Source organism: Actinomadura sp. NPDC048021 (genome assembly GCF_040653135.1).
Lineage (GTDB): Bacteria > Actinomycetota > Actinomycetes > Streptosporangiales > Streptosporangiaceae > Spirillospora > Spirillospora verrucosospora.
The window spans coordinates 160,235-178,299 of record NZ_JBEZJQ010000015.1 but is presented as its reverse complement, the minus strand read 5'-3'; the positions used below and the strand labels follow the sequence as shown (position 1 = coordinate 178,299).

The following is an 18,065-nucleotide window of genomic DNA, read 5'->3' as shown; positions in this document are numbered from 1 at the left end:
AGACGTCCCTGGGAGAAACCGCATGCCACGTATCCGTGTGGAGGTCGACGGAGCGACGTACGAAGACGACGTCGAGCCGCGCCTCCTTCTCGTCCAATATCTGCGCGAACGGCTGGGAAAGGTCGGGACCCCGGTCGGGTGCGACACCAGCAACTGCGGAGCCTGCACCGTCCTGATGGACGGGATGAGCGTGAAGAGCTGCTCCGTGCTCGCCGTCCAGGCGGACGGCCATGACGTGACGACCGTCGAGGGGCTCGGCGTCGACGGTCAGACGCACCCGATGCAGCGGGCCTTCCACGAGGAGCACGCGCTGCAGTGCGGCTACTGCACGCCCGGCATGATCATGGCGTCGCTCGACCTGCTGAGGGAGAATCCCGACCCGTCCGAGGACGAGGTGCGGGAGGGGCTCGAAGGGAACCTGTGCAGGTGCACCGGTTACCAGAACATCGTCAAGGCCGTGCGGCGGGCGGCGAGCGACATGCGCGAGCCCGGCCGGCAGGAGGTGACGCCGTGACCGTGCAGGAGGTCGGCTCCCCGCGCAGGCGGTCGGAGGACGCGCGGCTCATCACGGGCCGGACGCGGTGGACCGACAACATGACCCCGGCGGGGACGCTGCACGTGGCGTTCCTGCGCAGCCCGTTCGCGCACGCCCGGATCACCGGGGTCGACACCGCGCCCGCGAAGGAGCGTCCCGGCGTCGTCGCCGTGTTCAGCGGCAGGGATTTCGCCGCGGAACAGGGTTCGCTGCCCTGCGCGTGGGTCGTGACCGAGGACATGAAGCATCCGGCCCACCCGCCCATGGCGGTGGACGAGGTCCGCTACGTCGGCGAGCCCGTCGCATGCGTCGTGGCCCGCGACAAGGCCGCGGCCATCGACGCCCTGGAGGAGATAGACGTCGACTACGAGCCGCTGTCCGCCGTCGTGGACATGGAGGCGGCCCTAGCCGACGGCGCCGATCTGGTGCACGAGGACCTCGGCACGAACAAGTCCTACACGTGGGTGTTCGAGAACGGGGATCTCGACGCGGCGATGCGGGACGCGCCGGTCGTGCTGGAGCGCCGCTTCGTCCAGCAGAGGCTCATCCCGACGGCCATGGAGCCGCGGTCGGTGCTGTGCGTCCCCGAGGGGGACGAGTTCACGCTGTACTCGGCCACGCAGATCCCGCACATCCTGCGGTTGATGCTGGCCACGGTCACCGAGATCCCCGAGCACCGGATCCGGGTCGTCGCGCCGGACGTCGGCGGCGGCTTCGGCTCCAAGCTGCAGGTGTACGGGGAGGAGGTCCTCGCGCTCCTGCTCGCCCGCAGGCTGGGCCGTCCGGTCAAGTGGACGGAGACCCGCAGCGAGGGCAACATGACCGTCCACCACGGCCGCGACCAGATCCAGCGGCTCACGCTCGCCGCCGAGCGCGACGGCCGGATCCGCGGCCTGAAGGTCGAACTGCTGGCCGACATGGGCGCGTACCTGATGCTGGTCACCCCCGGCATCCCGCTGCTGGGCGCGTTCATGTTCAACGGCATCTACAAGATGGACGCGCTGTCGTTCACCTGCACGGGGGTCTTCACCACCAAGACGCCCACGGACGCCTACCGGGGTGCGGGCCGCCCGGAGGCCACCTTCGGCATCGAGCGGATGATGGACGAGCTGGCCCACGAACTGGGCATCGACCCCATCGAGGTACGGCGCCGCAACTGGATCGCGCACGGGGAGTTCCCGTACGAGACGATCGCGGGCCTCACGTACGACACGGGCAACTACGAGGCGGCGACCGACAAGGCGCTGGAGCTGTTCGAGTACGACAAGCTCCGTGCGGAGCAGGCGGACAGGCGGGAAAGGCGCGATCCAGTGCAACTGGGCATCGGGGTCTCGACGTTCACGGAGATGTGCGGTCTCGCCCCGTCCCGGGTCCTCGGGTCGCTGTCGTACGGTGCCGGCGGCTGGGAGCACGCGTCGGTGCGGGTGCTGCCGTCCGGCAAGGTCGAGGTGGTCACCGGCTCGTCCCCGCACGGGCAGGGCCACGCGACGGCATGGGCGCAGATCACCGCAGACCGGCTCGGCGTGCCGTTCGAGGACGTGAAGGTCCTGCACGGCGACACCGCCATCTCGCCCAAGGGAATGGACACCTACGGGTCCCGTTCCCTGGCCGTGGGAGGGGTCGCGCTGTTCTCCGCCTGCGAGAAGGTGGTGGACAAGGCCCGCAAGGTGGCCGCGCATCTGCTGGAGGCGTCCGAGCAGGATCTGGAGTTCTCCGGTGGGCGGTTCAGCGTCCGCGGCGTCCAGGAGGAGGGCAGGACGATCCAGGAGGTGGCGCTGGCCGCGTTCGCCGCGCACGACCTGCCGGACGGCATCGAACCGTCTCTGGACTCCGACGCCACGTTCGACCCGGAGAACTTCTCCTTCCCGCACGGCACGCACCTGTGCGCGGCCGAGGTCGACACCGAGACCGGGATGGTGAAGCTCCGCAAGTACGTGGCGGTGGACGACGTGGGCAAGGTCGTGAATCCGCTCATCGTGGAGGGGCAGGTCCACGGCGGGCTCGCGCAGGGCATCGCCCAGGCGCTCTACGAGGAGGCCGTGTACGACGCGGACGGCAACCTGACGACGACCACGATGGCCGACTACCTGGTCCCGTCCGCCGCGGACCTGCCGACGTTCACGACGGACCGCACCGAGACGCCAGCGACGTCCAACCCGATGGGGGTGAAGGGCGTCGGCGAGGCCGGAACGATCGCCTCGACCCCCGCGGTCGTCAACGCGATCGTGGACGCGCTGCGCCCCTACGGGGTGCACGACGTGCGGATGCCGTGCACGCCGGAACGCGTGTGGCGCGCGATGCGCGCGGAGGAGAAGCCGGCGGCCGCGGAACCGGGCGCGGGCGGCGGACTCGGCTCGGCCGGAGGTGACCAGTGATACCCGCGACGTTCGACTACGTCCGTCCCGCGTCGGTGGACGACGCCGTCCAGGTGCTGGCCGACGCGGGCGAGGACGCCAAGGTGCTGGCGGGAGGGCAGAGCCTGATGCCGCTGCTGCGGCTGCGGCTCGCCTACCCCGACGCGCTGATCGACCTGGGCCGGCTCGGCGCGCTCCGGGAGATCCGCGACGAGGGGGACTCGCTGTTCATCGGCGCCATGGCGACGCACCACCAGGTGATCCGCGATCCGCTGGTGCGCGAGCACGTCCCGCTGATCGTGCAGGCGACGGAGACCGTCGCCGACCCGGCGGTCCGGCACCGCGGCACCTTCGGCGGGTCGCTCGCCCACGCGGACCCGGCGGGCGACCTGCCCGCCGTGGCGCTCGCGCTGGACGCGGTGTTCCTCGTCCGGTCCTCGCGCGGCGAGAGGGAGATCCCCGCGTCGGAGTTCTTCGTCGACTGGATGACGTCGGCGATGGAGCCGGACGAGCTGCTCGTCGGCGTGCGCGTGCCGAAACTGGGTGCGGGCTGGGGCGTGCACTACGAGAAGTTCCACCGGACCGCGCAGGCATGGGCGATCGTCGCGGTGGCGTGCGCCGTCCACCGCAACGGTGACGGCATCGAGGAGGCGCGCGTCGCGCTGACGAACATGGGCCCCGCGCCGGTCAGGGCGAGCGCGGTGGAGACCGCCGTGAGAGGGGGGCCGGCGTCGGAGGACGCGTTCCGGACCGCCGCGGCGCAGGCCGCGGCGGGCACGGAGCCGCCCACCGACCTGCACGGGTCGTCGGAGTACCGGGCCCACCTGGCGACGGTGCTGACGGCGCGCGCGCTGGCGGCCGCCGCGGGCTGACCCGCCCGCGCGGCGGGAGCACGCGGCCGGGCGCCGTCGCCCCGGCGTCCGGCCGCGTGCGTTCCGGCGCCCCGGGTTCCCCGTGCCGCATGATCACTGCTGGGCGGGGTACACCGGGGTGCCTGAGGCGTACCGAGGTGCCCGGGGCCCCACTGGCGACGCGACGGGCGGCCGCCGTAGGGTCGGGGCGAGGACTCCGGACGATAAGGACACTGATCATGGAGCTCGACCACGATTTCACCGTCCCCGTGCCGGTGGATCAGGCCTGGTCGGTGCTGCTCGACGTGGAGCGCGTCGCGGCCTGCATGCCGGGCGCGACGCTCGACTCGATCGACGGCGAGGAGTACTCGGGCCGGATGAAGGTGAAGGTCGGCGCGATGACCATCACCTACCGCGGCACCGCGCGGATCGTCTCGGCGGACGAGTCGTCCCGCGTCGTCACGATGGAGGCGTCCGCCAAGGAGGCCCGCGGGTCGGGGACGGCGGCGGCGACCGTGCAGGCGCGGCTGCACGGGGAGGACGGCGCCACCCGCGTGAGCGTCCACACCAAGCTGAACGTGACGGGCCGCCCGGCGCAGTTCGGCCGCAACATCCTGTCCGAGGTCGGCTCCAAGATCATCGCCCGGTTCGCGAAGCAGCTGGCCGCCGAGCTGGAGGCCCCCGGGGAGGCCGCCGCCGAGACCCCGGCCGCCCCGTCCGCTCCTGCGGAGAAGCCGGCCGAGGCCACCGCCGACACGCCGGCCACCGCTGCCGTGGCGCCCACGGACGCGCCCTCCGCCACCCCGGAGAGCCCTGAGAAGGCCGCCGAACCGGAGCTGGAGGCGGAGACGGGCGTGGCCCCCGCGACGCCGGAGCAGCCCGCCGCCGAGCCCGCGCCCGTCCGGGCGGAGCCCAAGGAGCCTCTGCCGCCGCCCGCCGCGGCCGGAGGAGACGAGGGCGGGCGCGTGCGGCGCCTGGAGGACAGGCGGCAGGCGGAGGAGGACGACGCGATCGACCTGCTGGAGTTCGCGGGCCCGTCGATCGCCAAGCGGGCCGTTCCCGCGGTCGGCGCCCTGGTCGTCGTGCTCCTGATCGTCCGCTTCCTCGTGCGGCGCCGCCGGAAGCGCTGATCGCGGGAGGCGCTCGTCGGCGCGCACGTCCGGGGCGGGGTCAAACCGGCGTCAACGATCCGTGCGCGGGCGGCGGCGTCGATGGAACGCGCCGCCGCCGGTGCGGTCGGCTTGTCCGGTGGACACCACCGAGCTCCAGCGGATCGCGCGGATCGAGAACGACAACTGGTGGTACCGCGAGCGCCGCGAGATCCTGTCCGCGGAACTGCTGCGGTTCAGCGTGCCCGGGACGGCCGTCGACATCGGCGCCGCGTCCGGGGCGGCCTGCCGCGTCCTGGCCGACCACGGCTGGAGCGCCACCGCGATCGATCTGAGCCCGGACGCCGTCGCGCTGGCCCGCGCCTACGGCGTCGAGGCCTACGAGGGCGACGCGCGTTACCTGCCGCTGCCGCCATGCGGGTTCGACCTGGCGCTGGCTCTCGACGTGCTCGAACATGTCGAGGACGACGGGCGAGCGGCCGCGGAGGTCGTGCGGGTGCTGCGGCCGGGTGGGACGGCGCTGGTGTCCGTGCCCTGCGACATGGCTCTGTGGTCGGCGCAGGACGTGGCTCTCGGACGTGTCCGCCGCTACTCTCGCCGCACTCTGGCCGAACTGCTGGAGGGCGCCGGGCTCGTGCTGGAACGCGTGTGGAGCAGGGGCGTTCTGCATCGCCCGCTCCTGCGTCTGCTGAGGAACCGGACGGTGCGGCGCGAGGACCTGGCTCCGCTGCATCCGCTCGCCAACGAGGCGCTGCGCCTGTCCGCCTCGCTGGAGCGGCGCCTGCCGGTCGCCTCGTGGCCTGGCGTCTGGCTGTTCGCACGGGCCCGCCGTCCGGGCTGAACGGCGGGCCCCTCCCCTGCCCTCAGGCCTTGCCGAAGACGCGGTCCACCACCCTGGACGCGGCCTGGCCGTCGTCGTGCGGGCAGTACTTCACGAAGAAGCGGTCGTAGGCGTCGGCGTAGCGCTGCTCGCTCGCGGACGCTCCCCTGACCGCCTCGGCGACCTCCGCCGACGTCCGTACGACCGGGCCGGGCGCTTCGGCCTCCAGGTCGAAGTAGAAGCCGCGCACGTGGTCGCGGTACCAGTCCAGGTCGTAGGTGTAGAGGACGATGGGGCGGCCCAGGATGGCGTAGTCGAACATGGCGGACGAGTAGTCCGTGACGAGCACGTCAGCGGCCATGTACAGCTCGGCGATGTCGGGATACCGGGACACATCGATGACGAAGGGGCCAGCGTCGCCGCCGGCGAGCCGGCCCGCAGCGATCCGGTCCCGGTCGGTAACGAAGTGGTGCGTCCGCAGGAGGAGGACGTGGTCGTCGCCCAGGGCCTGGCGCATGGTCTCAACGTCCAGCTCCAGCGAGAAACCCTGCTTGCCTTCTGCGTGATGCCGGTCGTCCCGCCATGTCGGCGCGTAGAGGACGACTTTCTTGCCCTGCGGCATCCCCAGGCGCTTCCGGACGCGGGTTCCGATGCGTTCCCACTCGGGCGTGCTGAGGATGTCGTTGCGCGGGAACCCCGTCTCCAGGACCTCGCCCTCGTACCGGAAGGCCCGCCGCATGACCTGGGTGGCGTACGGGCTGGAGGACAGCAGGAGATCCCATCGCGGCACCTCCTCCTCCATCCAGTCCAGCCGCTCGGTGCGCTGGTACGGCATGTCCTGGAGGTCGTAGGCGAGGCGCTTCAACGGGGTGCCGTGCCACGTCTGGAGGTAGACCTGACCTGTCCGCTTGAAGAACCAGGGCGGCATCGCGTGGTTGGCGACGACGTACCGGGCGTGCGCGAGGACGCGGTAGTGCTCGCGGCTCCCCGCCAGGACGGTCGTGGCCTTTCCGTCCACCGCGAACTGGCCGTCCTGGGAGACCCACACGCATTCCAGGTCGGCGTCACGGCGGATGAGCTCCTCATAGACGGCCCTCGGGCTGCAGCTGTACTGGGAGCCGTTGTAGCTGCTGAACAGCACCATGTCGGCCAGAGGGTTCCGCAGGTAGACGGTGTAGTCCCTCTGCTGGAGAAGGGTCTGCGCGTGTCCGCCGCGCTCGTCGTCCTCCAGGGAGACGCGGCTGTGCAGTATCAGCGCGTCGATCTGGTGGACGCCGAGCTCGAATTCGTGCGTGCCCGCGCGATGACGGTCGGGCAGGTCGGGGATGGCCTCGCGTTCGACGACGACGGCCACCTCTCCCGATCGCGTGGGCGCCACCAGGTCCCAGGTACCGCTGCTCAGCGGCAGGTCCGTCCCGAACACCGACACCGTCGCGGGGAGGAACGCGGCGGTGAACCGGTCTCCCTCCCAGGTGACGGGGACGCGGTGCTCGTCGCCGGACCGGCGCCGCCGGAGGACGAAGCGGTCGGGGCGGTGTTCCGGGTCGGCGAAGTCGCCTCTCAGCGTGAGCAGTCCGTTGGCGTCCCATGCGGCGCCCGTGACGACCGGGCGGAAGCTGCGCTCGACTCCGCGCAGGTTGCCGAACGCGGTGCGGCTGACGGCGAACTCCCGGCCGCGCCCCACGCTCTCCGGCAGGGCGAAGCGGGCGGGCTTGACGTTGCTCGCGACGGTGAGCCGCAGCGGGCCGCCTTCGCCCGTCAACCGAATGTCCCAGTCGATGACGTCGCGCAGGTGCGTGCCGTACGGGACGGTGTTCGGCGCGCTGTTCGGCGCGCTGTTCGGCACGGACGCCAGGTACTTCAGGGGCAGCCTCGCCGTGAAGTCGAACCCGGTGCCCTCCGCCATCCGCAGGACGGCCGCCTGCCGCAGCGTCACCTCCCCGCGGACCTCGGCTCCCCCGTGCCGCCGGACCGCGACCATCGCGGCTCCGGCACCGAGCGCGCGCCGCGTCCAGCCGGACAGCACCAGCGCGTCGCCGTCGAGGCCGAGCCTGGTGAGGACGGCCTTGGCCCGCTTCACGTGAACGACGAACACGTCGTCGTCGCCCGCCGCCGGTTGGACGGCCACGTGCTCGTCCACCTGCCGCGGCGACGTCCACCTGACGGCGGGAGCCATCGCGGTCAGCCGCTGCACCGCCCTGCGCCCGGCCGTCGTCACCTCGGCGAACAGCTCGTAGGTGGCCGTCCGCCACTCGTCGTTGTCCAGCAGGTACTCGGGCTCCACCCGTACCGTGAAGCCCGACCAGTCGAGGGAGACGTTCGCCTGCCCTGAGCGCGCCGTGACCTCCGGGACGTAGCGGCGCTCCACCGGCAGCCGGATCTCCTTGCCGGTCCGCACGTCGCGCATCCACACGCGGATCCGGGAATCGGTCACCGACGCCACGGCGAACCGGTCGAAGCAGGCGTGCCCCTCGACGATGAGGGTGTCGACGTCCCACTCCACACGGTCGACGTCCGCCCACAGCGCCAGCTCGTCGGTGACGTCGTACACGTCCTCCGGGACGCCCCGCTCGGCGTCGTCGAAGAAGGGGTAGCGGGCGTACCAGCGCTGCCGGAGACGGCCGCGCGACACCAGCGGGACGCCCCGCAGGCCGCCCTCCTCGAAGCGCAGCACCTCCAGCAGTTCGGGCAGCATGCGCTCGCCGAGCAGGTACGTCTCCAGCCGCCTGATCGCCTCAAGCCCGGCCGTGGCGCGGCGCCCGGCGACGGCGACGACCTCCGCGCCCAGTTCGACCAGGTGTTCGCGCTCCTCCCAGGTGGCCGCGGGCAGGGCGAGCATCAGTTCGCGCACGTCCAGGTCGAGCGCGTACATGTCGTGGACGGTCAGAAGGTCCGGCGCTTGCGTACGGACGAATTCCCGCGTCTTCGCGAGGGTCGCCATGCGCGCGGTGATGTCGGCTGGGTCGGGGCGCGTGCGCAAGCCCGTTCCGGGACGGTCCCGCCAGAAATAGACGGTCGCGTCCAGCACGTCCACGGCGGAGGCCAGCACGTGGCTCTGCACGGCGATGAGGAGGTCACCGCTGGTTCCGAACTCGAAGCCGTACGCGTCCCAGAACGAGCGCCGGTAGACCTTGTTCCACACAGTCCTGTCTTGCAGGAGGGCGGGATGGCGGGTCACGTGCGTGGACAACACGGTCTCCGCGTAGGGGTCGCTGTGGAGCGGCGACTGCCACGCCTGTTCCTCGTCCAGGCACATGACGTTTCCGCCCGCGAGGTCCGAACCGGTGTTGTCCAGGGTCCCGACCAGCAGTTCGTAGGCGTAGGGCGGCACTGTGTCCTCACCGTCGGCGAAGGTGAGGTAGCGGCCTTTCGCCTGCTCGACGCCCGCGTCGGCCGCCGCCGTGCCGGGGGCGGGCTGCAGCAGGGCGAAACGGTCGTCGCGGCCCGCGAACTCCTTGGCGACGGCAGCGTCGTCGGCCGCGGCGTCCTTCGCGGCACTGCCGTAGTCCGGACCGTCCTCCACCATGAGCACCTGGATGTCGCGCAGCGTCTGCCCCGCGATCGACTCCAGGCACTCCGCCAGGCGGCCGCCGGTGCTGCGGATGGGGACGACGATGCTGATCTGCGGGGACACGAGCGGCTCCGTACTGGGCTTTCGGGGATTCGTGGGCTTGCGGGGCTTCAGCGGAGGACCCGGTCGAGCACGCGGGCGCCCGCGTGGCCGTCGTCGTGCGGGCAGTACCGGGCGGCGAAGGCGGCGCGCGCGTCCCGGAACCCGGTCTCCAGCGCGGCGGGCTCGCGGAGGGCCTCGACGACGTCCTGCGTGGTGGCGAGCAGCGGCCCCGGCGCCTCCGCGTCGAAGTCGAAGTAAAAGCCGCGCACGTGGTCGCGGTAGCGCTCCAGGTCGTAGGTGAAGAACACCATCGGGCGGCCGGTGACGGCGAAGTCGAACATGGACGACGAGTAGTCGGTCACGAGCACGTCGCTGATGAGGAACAGCTCCGAGATGTCGGGGTAGACCGAGACGTCCATGACGCAGTCGCCCGGCCGCAGCCTCGGGCGGTCGGTGACGAGGTAGTGCGTCCGCAGGAGCAGGACGTGGTCGCGGCCCAGCGCGGCCCGGAACCTGTCGATCTCGAATTCGAGGCGGAACGCGCGCTTGCCGATCGCGTGGTGGAAATCGTCCCGCCAGGTCGGTGCGTACAGGACGACCCGCTTGCCCTCCGGGATGCCGAGCCGCCGCCGCACCGCCGCGGCGATCTCGTCGCGGTGCGGGCTGCTCAGCACGTCGTTGCGGGGGTAGCCGCTTTCGAGGACGTCCCCGGTGTAGCCGAACGCGCGCCGGAACAGCGGCACGGAGAACGCGTTCTGGGCGAGCAGGAGGTCCCACTGAGGGACGTCGTGCTCCATCCAGTCCACGCCCTCGGTGCGCTTGAAGGGCATCTGCTTGACGTCGTACCCGAGCTTCTTCAGGGGCGTCCCGTGCCAGCACTGCACGTAGGTCTGGTCCTCGCGTTTGGTGAACCATTCCTGCTGCGACCAGTTGCCGAAGATGTAGCGCGCGCGGGCGAGCGCCTCGTAGTGCTCCCGCGTCCCGGCCAGAACGGTGCGGGCGCCGGAAGGCTTGCCGAACTGTCCGTTCTCGGTGACCCACACGCATTCCAGGTCGGTCTCGCGGCGCCGCAGCGCGTCATAGATGCCGCGCGGGTTGCACGAGTACTGGCGCCCCTTGTACGCGTCGAACACGGCGAGTTCACGGACGGGCAGGTTCAGGTGGCGCCGGTAGTGCCCGGACCGGATGCGGCTCTGCGCGTAGGCTCCGCGCTCGTCGTCGTCCAAGGCCGTCTCGACGCGCAACTGCAACTGGTCGGTCTTCTGGGCCCGGACGGTGATCCGGTGCAGGCCCGCTTCGAACGGCTCCGGCAGGTCGCGGAGGCTGTGGCGGCGGACGACCACCGGCCGCTCCTCCCCGCCGACGGTGGCGAGGGCGTCCCAGCGGCCGGAGACCAGCGGGCGCGACAGTCCGAGCACCGGCATGCGCGCGGGCGAGAACACCGCGGTGAACCGGTCGTCCTCCCAGTGCAGCCTGACGGCGTGCTCCTCGCTCGACCGCCGCCGCCGCAGGACCAGCGAGTCGGGCCGCCCGATCCGCTCCGAGCACGTGCCCGCCAGGCGCAGGGCGCCCTCGGGCGACCACGACACCTCCTCGACGGCGAGGACGCGCCCGCGGGAGACGATCCGCAGCGTGCCGCGCCGCGTCCTGGCGATCTCCAGTTCCCCGCCGGGGACGGAGAAGGCGGCGCCCGCGGCGTCCTCGTCCAGGTACGGGCGGATCCCCTCCGACAGCGCGATCTCCCAGTCGCCCTGCCGCCGGGCCAGCCCGGCGACCGGCAGCCGCGCCCGGAACCCGTCGGCGCCGACCGGCTCGACCGGGCCGAGCACCGTGGCCCGCCCCGTCCTCGGGGTGGCGGTGACGCGCGGCTCGTCCCCGAGCGGGACGCGGCTCCAGCCGTCCAGCCACAGCTCGCCGCCCTCCAGGTGGCAGCCGACGACCGCCGCCGGCGTGCGGCGCACCTGGATCACGAAGCGGTTCCGGCCCGCGACGCCCTGGACGAGCACGCCCGGCGCGCACTCCCTGTCCCGCGGCCACTGCCGCCCGGTGAGCCGCGGGCCGGTGAACGTCGACCGGCGCCGCAGCCCCCGGTTGACGATCTCGACGCACGGCACCCAGTCGACGTCCCGCCAGCGCCCGAACATCCGCAGCGCGGACGGGTCGATCTCCGCGACGAAGCCGGACCAGTCGTAGGAGACGTTCGACTGCCGCGACCCGGCGGTCACGTCCGGCCTGCGGACCCTCCGGACCGGGACGCGCACGAGGCCCCGCTTGTTGGCCGCCACCAGCCAGAGCCGGATCCGGGACCCGTCCTCGCTGGAGGCGTCCAGATGCCGGACGTAGGCGTGGCCCTCCAGGCGCAGCAGCCCGTCCGCCCAGGTGGCCCGGTCGATCGCCGCGACCGGCCTGAGCTCGTCGGTCACGTCGTACACGTGCGCGGGGACGCCCCGGTCCTCGTCCTCGAAGAACGGGTACTCGGCGTACCAGCGGTGCCGCAGGCCGCGCCGCACGCGCGGCGCGTCCGCCGCCTTGCGCAGCTGGACGAAGCGCAGCACCTCCAGGAGTTCCGGCAGCATCCGCCGGCACAGCAGGTGCAGTTGCAGACGCGTCATCGCGGGCTGCCGCTTGAGGACGCGTGCGTTCACCCGCCGTGCCAGGGCCGCCCCCATGGCCACGAGTTCACCGCGGTTCTCGTCCTGCGTCCTCGGGAGGGCCTCGAACAGGACGCGAAGCTCGATGGGGATCAGCACGTGCTCGTCGTAGGCGTTCAGGAGCTGCGGGGCGTAGTCGGCCAGACCGTCCCGGACGACCCGGGCGGAGCGCATGCGCTGGCTGAAGTTGTCCCAGTCGTAGCGGTCCTCTGTGATGGACCCTGGACGCCTGCGCCAGAAGTAGACCGTCTCGCTGAGGACGTCCACGGAACGGGCCAGGGCGTGCGCGCGCGCCGTGACAGGCGGGTCCTCGTAGTAGCCCGGGGGGAACTCCAGACCGGTCCGGTTCCAGAACGCCCGCCGGTACACCTTGTTCCACGGCGTCCGGTCGCGCATGAGCATCGGCATGGACGACACATGCGTCTTCGAACGGGACTGCGTGAACAGGCCGTCGTGCAGGTGCGACTGCCAGGTCCGGTCGTCGTCCATCCGCTGGACGTTGCCGGACGCCAGGTCCGACCCGGTCCGCTCAAGGGACGCGACCAGCCGCGCGTACGCCTCGCGCTCCACGACGTCGTCGGCGTCGGCGAACGCCAGGTACTCGCCCCTCGCCTGCCGCACCCCCGCGTTGCGGGCGGGCCCCGGCCCCTCGTTCTCCCGGGTGAGGAGCCGGAACCGCGGGTCGCGGCCGCACATGTCCTTGGCGATCACGGCGCCGTTGTCGGTGGACCCGTCGTCCACCATGATCACTTCAAGGTCGCCCAGCGTCTGGCCCGCCAGCGATTCCAGGCACTCCTGGAGGTACTCCTCGGTGTTGTGGAACGGCACGACCACGCTGAGCTTCGGGGACATGGGGCCTCCTCCTCGCCCCCGAGCATGGTGACGTCACGCCGCCGCACGAACGCGCATCGCGATTGCGAGGCCGTCCCCTGACGCAGACTTGACCTCGCCTGGCCGCGGCTTGACCTGGGCGTTAACCCGAAGGATCAGAGCCGGGGATCAGGCGGGGCGGATGCCGGGGGCCGCGCCCGGCCCCGCCGTGCCCGACTCCGCCGCGCCCGACTCCGCCGCGGCCGACTCGGAGAGGGCGGCGCGGACGCTCGCGGCGAGCGCCTCGAACTCGTCCGCGCGCGGCGACGTCGACCGGAAGCCCAGGCCGACGCGGCGGAACGGCGCCGGGGCCGCGAACCGGTGCAGGCCGAGGTTCGGCGCCCGGCGGGTCTCCACGGGCAGCGCCGTCTCGGGGACGAGCGTCACCCCGAGGCCGCCCGACACGAGCTGGACCAGCGTCGCCAGGCTCGTGGCGTACGTCGCCGCGGCGGCGCGCGCCCCCACCTCCCGGCAGACGTCCAGCGCCTGGTCGCGCAGGCAGTGGCCCTCGTTCAGCAGGAGGACGTCGAGGTCGTTGAGCGCCTCCCGCGCGACCCCGGTCGCTCCCAGCTCGAACCCGGCGGGCGCGACGAGCACGAAGTCCTCGTCGTACAGCGGCAGCTCCGTCACGCCCGACGCGGGCACGGGAAGCGCCAGCAGCACCACGTCCAGGCGTCCCGCGAGCAGTTCCGCGACGATGTGGCCGGTCTGCTCCTCGTGGACGGACAGTTCCAGGTCGGGGAACTCCTTGGCGAGCCGAGGAAGGACGACCGGCAGCAGGTACGGCGCGACGGTCGGGATGACGCCCACCCTGAGCGGCCCGACGAGCATCCCCCGGACGGCCTGGACCTCCTCGACCAGCCGGTCGAGTTCCGCCAGGACGGTCTCGGCCCGCCGCGCGACCCGCTCCCCCGCGGGAGTCAGCAGGACCTTGCGCGTCGTCCGCTCGACGAGCTGCGTCCCGAGGCCCTCCTCCAGCGCCGCCACGGCCCCGGACAGGGCGGGCTGGCTCATGCGGAGAGCGGCGGCGGCGTCCCGGAAATGCAGGTACTCCGCCAATGCCAGGAACGCCCGCAACTGGGCCACCGTCGGTCTGCTGATCCCCATCCTGCCGCAGACACTACCCAAGGCCGATCACGCACCGTGACTTGTCCCAGGTGGAGGCGGGGTGGTGTTCACCACAGCGGGCAGGCGCTCAGCGGACGGGCAGGCGGTCGGGATGGGGGATGGGCGCGTCGGGGTCGGCAACGCGCGGGGTGAAGGTGCCGTGGAAGCCGAACGGGATGTGATGCGGCAGGTGGAGGTCCGCGACGGAGGTGAGGTCCCTGGCGTCCAGGACGGTGAGCCGCGAGCGGTGCTCCGCCGCGAGATACACGACCGCCAGGAGCCACCCGTCGTCCTCGGCGGAGTCCGGCGCGCGGGGCACGAAGACGGGCTCGCCCACGTAGGTGTGCGGGCCGGCCTCGTGCGCCTGCGTGCGGCCGGTGTCGTTGTCGACCTTCAGGACGGTGTCGTACTCGCCGCTCGGGCCCGTCCGTCCCGTCATGTAGGTGTAGCGGTGCCTGCGCGTGGAGCGGCGCCAGTCGTACTGGGGGAACTCGCCGGGCAGGTCGGAGAGCGGCGTCTCGATCACCCGTCCCGCCGGGGTGATCCGGCAGCGCGTCAGCCTGCTGGACGGCAGGTCGGTGAAGCGGGCGCGGAAGTCGGACAGGTCACGCCTGATCGCCTCGAAGTCGTCGAAGAGCACCAGGTCGACGACGGTGTCGGCGCCGTCCTCGAAGGCGTTCGCCACGTGGACGTGCACGAGCGCCTCATGCTCCACGACCCGCGCCGGACCGCCGTCGCGCGGCACCAGCACGAACCGCGTCCCCTTCTCGGGACGGTGCCGGATCGCGTCGAACACCGACGCGCCGCCGCCGAACATCGTGCGCAGGTCGACCATGTACGGGTCCAGGACGAACACCATGTGGTCGGTCGTCAGCGCCACATCGTGGTTCCACGGCATGTTCGCCATCCGGACCCGGGCGAGCCGCCGCAGCCGGCCGCGCCGGTCGACCTTCCAGCAGTTCAGGGACGGCAGCGGACTGAAGTCCTGTCCGAAGTTGAACATCTCGCCCGTCACCGGATCCCATTTCGGGTGGGCGGAGAACGCCTTGAGCGCGCCGCGCAGCCGCCCGTCGAAGTCGTGGACGCCGAGCGTCTCCAGCGTGTCGGGGTCGAGCCGGTGCGGCGGACCGCCCTCCCACAGGGCCAGCAGCCGGTCGGCGTGCAGGGCGATCCCGGTGTTGGCGGGGTTCGCCGGCCCCTTCCCCTTCACGAAGTTGGCCCAGAAGCCGCCGGGAAGCGGGGTTCCGACCCCCGGCCGGACGGGCCCGTCGGCGACCATGCCGTGCCTGAACTGCGGCGTCCGGACGTACCGGTTGCGGAACCGCACGGACCGTCCGTCGAAGGCGAACTGCGAGACCATCCCGTCGCCGTCGAAGAGGTGGTGCATCAGCGTCCGCCCGACCTCCCACTTGCCGGGGCCGATCCGGTACAGCGTCCCGGTCAGGCCGGGCGGGAGCTTCCCGTCGATCTGGTCGATGACGTAGTCGTGCTCGCGCAGGAGCGGCGCGAAGACGCGCGCCATGTCCGGCTCGCCGGGCCGGGGCGCTGCGGTGTCCGTCGTCACGGGGTCTGTGTCGCTGGAGCGGGGCACGGGGGCCTCCCCATCTGGCTACGCATGTTGCCAGAAAGGTAGGTTCTGGCAACGGCTGTGTCAAGATTGCGGGGTGAGTCCTCGCCCGTACGGCGGCGTGACCGCCGACCGCCGCCGCGCCGACCGCCGCGCCGCCCTCCTGGACGCGGCCCTCGACCTGCTGGCGGCGGAGGGCGTCCGGGGGACGTCCCTGCGCGCGGTCTGCGCGCGCGCCGGCCTCAACCCGCGCTACTTCTACGAGAGCTTCACCGACCTCGACGCCCTGCTCACCGAGGTCCACGACCGGATCGTCGCGGAGATCGCCGAGGCCGCCGCCCGGGGAGTGGCCGCCGCCGGACCGGACGCCGACCTGCGCACGACCGTCCGCTCCGCCGCCCTGGCCGCGCTGGACACGGGCCGCACCGACCCCCGCAAGATCCGCGTGGTGCTGGTCGAGGCGGCGGCCAGCCCCGTCCTGCGGGCGCGCCAGCACGCCGCACGCCGCGACTACGCCCGCCTGGTCATCGAGTACGCCCGCACCTTCTACGACATCCCGCCGGACGCCGACGCGCGCATGCGCTTCACCGCCACGATGCTGGTCGCCGGGTGGAACGAGAACCTCGTCGCCTGGCTGGACGGCGAGATCCCGACCTCCCTGTCCGGCCTGGCCGACATGTTCGCCGACGCCGCCGAAGCCCTCGCCGTCCACGCCGCCGCCCGGCCCCGCTGAGCCGGCCCCTCGCGCCGTCGAGGGCCGCCCTCAGGCGAGGGTCAGCCAGAGTGGTCGGTGATGCGGTCGAGCCATTCCCGCATCAGGCCCCGCTCCGGTTCGGTCAGGGCGACGGCCTGGGGAAGGGCGGCGCGCAAGGCGATGGCGGCGCCGACCGGGCCGGGCGCCGCCGGCACGGGAGCGTCCGTCGTGATCGCCGTGATGACCGCCTCGCGCGCCATGACGGACAGCCCCGGGTCGCGGTCGCCCTCGGGCATCGCGATCAGTGCGAGGGTCGTGCCGGAGCCGGCCGCGTGGACGAGCCGGACGGCACGCTCCTCACCGGCGCGCAGCCGCCCGGCCTCGGCGATCCGCCGGATGCGGGCGGAGAGGATCTCGAACCCGGCGACCGCCGCCGGCGCCGGCGCCCTCCCGGGACGGGGCTCGCACATGAGCATGTAGAGGGCCGGATTGGCCAGGCCGAACTCGACGTGCTCGTCCCATCCGGCGCGCAGGTCGTCCACCGGGTCGGCGTCGGGTCGCGGGCCGGCCTTGGCGGCCAGGTAGGCCGCGAAGCCCTCGGCGGCGACCGCGTCGAGCAGGCCGCCCTTGTCCCCGAAGAGCCGGTAGATGGTCGGCGCCTGGACCCCGGCCGCGACCCCCACCGCGCGCGTGGAGACGGCCTCGCGCCCGCCCTCGGCCAGGAGCTCGGCGGTGGCGGCGAGGATGCGCTCCCGCGGTCCGTCACCGGAATGCCCTTCCTGCATGCTAACGACGATAACAGACTTGGGTTAGCACTGTTCAAGTATCGGTGTTACCGTGATTTCGTTAGCACTGATTCGGCGAAGGGGCGGAAGCAATGATCATCATCACCGGGGCCACCGGGCGACTCGGCCGGATGACCGTCGAGCGCCTGCTCGGACGCGTCCCCGCCGAGGAGATCGGGGTCAGCGTCCGGAATCCGGAGAAGGCGGGAGACCTCCGTGAACGCGGCGTCCGCGTCCGCCGGGGCGACTTCGCCGATCCCGAGAGCCTCGCCCGCGCGTTCGAGGGCGCGTCGCAGATCCTGATCGTGTCCGCCGACACCACCGGCGAGGCGGCGCTGCGCCTGCACCGCACCGCGATCGACGCGGCCGTCAAGGCGGGCGCCGGCCGGATCGTCTACACCGGCCACATGGGCACGAGCCCGTCCTCCCTCTTCCCGCCCATGCGGGACCACGCCGCCACCGAGGACGCGCTGCGAGCCTCGGGCGTCCCTTTCACATCGCTGCGCAACGGCTTCTACGCGTCCACGACGGCGGCGCTCCTCGACACCGCCCTGCGGACCGGCGAGCTGGCGGTGCCGGAGGACGGGCCGGTCTCCTGGACCTCCCACGACGATCTCGCCGAAGCCGCCGCGGCCGCGCTGGCCGAGGAGGTCTTCGACGGCGTCACCCCGGCCCTGACGGGCGGCGAGGCGGTCGGCATGGCCGGGGTCGCGGCCCTCGCCTCCGAGATCACCGGACATCCGATCAGGCACGTGGTCGTGCCGGACGCCGAGTACCGGTCCGGCCTGATCGCACACGGCGTCCCCGAGCACGGGGCGGACATCCTCACGGCCATGTTCGCCGCGGCTCGCCGAAGCGAGTTCTCGCAGGTCGATCCCGCCCTCGGCCGGCTGCTGAACCGCCCTCCGACCCCGCTCCGGGACGTCCTCAAGGCGGCCCTCACCCCTGGAACCGCGCCGGCCAGATCATGACGGACGGCAGTGGGTCCTGGGGATGGCCGGCGGCGCGGCAACGGCACCCGTCACCAATGTCGCCTGTTGTCCGGGGAGAGCCGAGCGCCCTACACTTGCGCGCTACGCAGAGTTAGACCCGATATGGGCGCATCTGTG

General features: G+C 72.4%; 12 protein-coding genes. 7 read left to right on the top strand and 5 right to left on the bottom strand.

Annotation, left to right across the window (positions count from 1 at the left end):
* Positions 1–22 precede the first annotated feature (22 nt).
* The 5 genes from AB0C87_RS25335 (at position 23) to AB0C87_RS25315 (ending at position 5,690) form a co-directional block, all read left to right on the top strand.
* Positions 23–514 (top strand): (2Fe-2S)-binding protein, encoded by a 492-nt coding sequence (locus AB0C87_RS25335; RefSeq protein ID WP_360579841.1) that lies wholly within the window; start codon positions 23–25, stop codon positions 512–514.
* A complete protein-coding gene (locus AB0C87_RS25330; RefSeq protein WP_360579839.1) occupies positions 511–2,910 on the top strand; it encodes a xanthine dehydrogenase family protein molybdopterin-binding subunit in 2,400 nt (799 codons plus the stop codon). Before AB0C87_RS25335 ends, AB0C87_RS25330 begins: the two co-directional genes overlap by 4 nt.
* Positions 2,907–3,761, top strand: coding sequence for a xanthine dehydrogenase family protein subunit M (locus tag AB0C87_RS25325; protein ID WP_345176576.1), 855 nt, complete (start codon positions 2,907–2,909; stop codon positions 3,759–3,761). Before AB0C87_RS25330 ends, AB0C87_RS25325 begins: the two co-directional genes overlap by 4 nt.
* A gap of 218 nt (positions 3,762–3,979) precedes the next feature.
* On the top strand, positions 3,980–4,870 hold the full coding sequence (locus AB0C87_RS25320) for an SRPBCC domain-containing protein (RefSeq protein ID WP_360579838.1): 891 nt from the start codon (positions 3,980–3,982) through the stop codon (positions 4,868–4,870).
* Positions 4,871–4,988: 118 nt separating this feature from the next.
* Positions 4,989–5,690, top strand: coding sequence for a class I SAM-dependent methyltransferase (locus AB0C87_RS25315; RefSeq protein WP_345176570.1), 702 nt, complete (start codon positions 4,989–4,991; stop codon positions 5,688–5,690).
* Between the two features lie 22 nt (positions 5,691–5,712).
* On the opposite strand, the gene AB0C87_RS25310 is transcribed toward AB0C87_RS25315, so the two are convergent.
* The 4 genes from AB0C87_RS25310 to AB0C87_RS25295 all read right to left on the bottom strand — a co-directional run bounded on the left by AB0C87_RS25310 (position 5,713) and on the right by AB0C87_RS25295 (position 15,474).
* Positions 5,713–9,303 (bottom strand): CDP-glycerol glycerophosphotransferase family protein, encoded by a 3,591-nt coding sequence (locus tag AB0C87_RS25310; protein ID WP_360579836.1) that lies wholly within the window; start codon positions 9,301–9,303, stop codon positions 5,713–5,715.
* 47 nt (positions 9,304–9,350) lie between these two features.
* A complete protein-coding gene (locus AB0C87_RS25305) occupies positions 9,351–12,785 on the bottom strand; it encodes a CDP-glycerol glycerophosphotransferase family protein (protein WP_360579834.1) in 3,435 nt (1,144 codons plus the stop codon).
* Between the two features lie 147 nt (positions 12,786–12,932).
* Positions 12,933–13,910 (bottom strand): LysR substrate-binding domain-containing protein, encoded by a 978-nt coding sequence (locus AB0C87_RS25300; RefSeq protein WP_360579832.1) that lies wholly within the window; start codon positions 13,908–13,910, stop codon positions 12,933–12,935.
* 88 nt (positions 13,911–13,998) lie between these two features.
* The gene (locus AB0C87_RS25295; RefSeq protein WP_360579830.1) at positions 13,999–15,474 is read right to left on the bottom strand and encodes a carotenoid oxygenase family protein; all 1,476 of its coding nucleotides are present in this window, start codon (positions 15,472–15,474) and stop codon (positions 13,999–14,001) included.
* A gap of 100 nt (positions 15,475–15,574) precedes the next feature.
* Here AB0C87_RS25295 and AB0C87_RS25290 point away from each other — a divergent pair, with 100 nt between their 5' ends.
* A complete protein-coding gene (locus tag AB0C87_RS25290; protein ID WP_345176559.1) occupies positions 15,575–16,210 on the top strand; it encodes a TetR/AcrR family transcriptional regulator in 636 nt (211 codons plus the stop codon).
* Between the two features lie 41 nt (positions 16,211–16,251).
* Here AB0C87_RS25290 and AB0C87_RS25285 read toward each other — a convergent pair whose 3' ends face one another.
* The gene (locus AB0C87_RS25285; protein WP_345176557.1) at positions 16,252–16,956 is read right to left on the bottom strand and encodes a TetR/AcrR family transcriptional regulator; all 705 of its coding nucleotides are present in this window, start codon (positions 16,954–16,956) and stop codon (positions 16,252–16,254) included.
* Between the two features lie 92 nt (positions 16,957–17,048).
* On the opposite strand from AB0C87_RS25285, the gene AB0C87_RS25280 reads away from it, so the two are divergent.
* Positions 17,049–17,927: an NAD(P)H-binding protein gene (locus AB0C87_RS25280; protein ID WP_360579827.1), complete on the top strand. Its 879-nt coding sequence runs from the start codon at positions 17,049–17,051 to the stop codon at positions 17,925–17,927.
* Positions 17,928–18,065 lie beyond the last annotated feature (138 nt).

Bases quoted from the DNA above. Each gene is read 5' to 3' on its own strand.
- AB0C87_RS25335 (WP_360579841.1), top strand. From the start codon at position 23: ATGCCACGTATCCGTGTGGAGGTCGACGGAGCGACGTACGAAGACGAC.
- AB0C87_RS25320 (WP_360579838.1), top strand. From the start codon at position 3,980: ATGGAGCTCGACCACGATTTCACCGTCCCCGTGCCGGTGGATCAGGCC.
- AB0C87_RS25305 (WP_360579834.1), bottom strand. From the start codon at position 12,785: ATGTCCCCGAAGCTCAGCGTGGTCGTGCCGTTCCACAACACCGAGGAG.
- AB0C87_RS25300 (WP_360579832.1), bottom strand. From the start codon at position 13,910: ATGGGGATCAGCAGACCGACGGTGGCCCAGTTGCGGGCGTTCCTGGCA.
- AB0C87_RS25285 (WP_345176557.1), bottom strand. From the start codon at position 16,956: ATGCAGGAAGGGCATTCCGGTGACGGACCGCGGGAGCGCATCCTCGCC.
- AB0C87_RS25280 (WP_360579827.1), top strand. From the start codon at position 17,049: ATGATCATCATCACCGGGGCCACCGGGCGACTCGGCCGGATGACCGTC.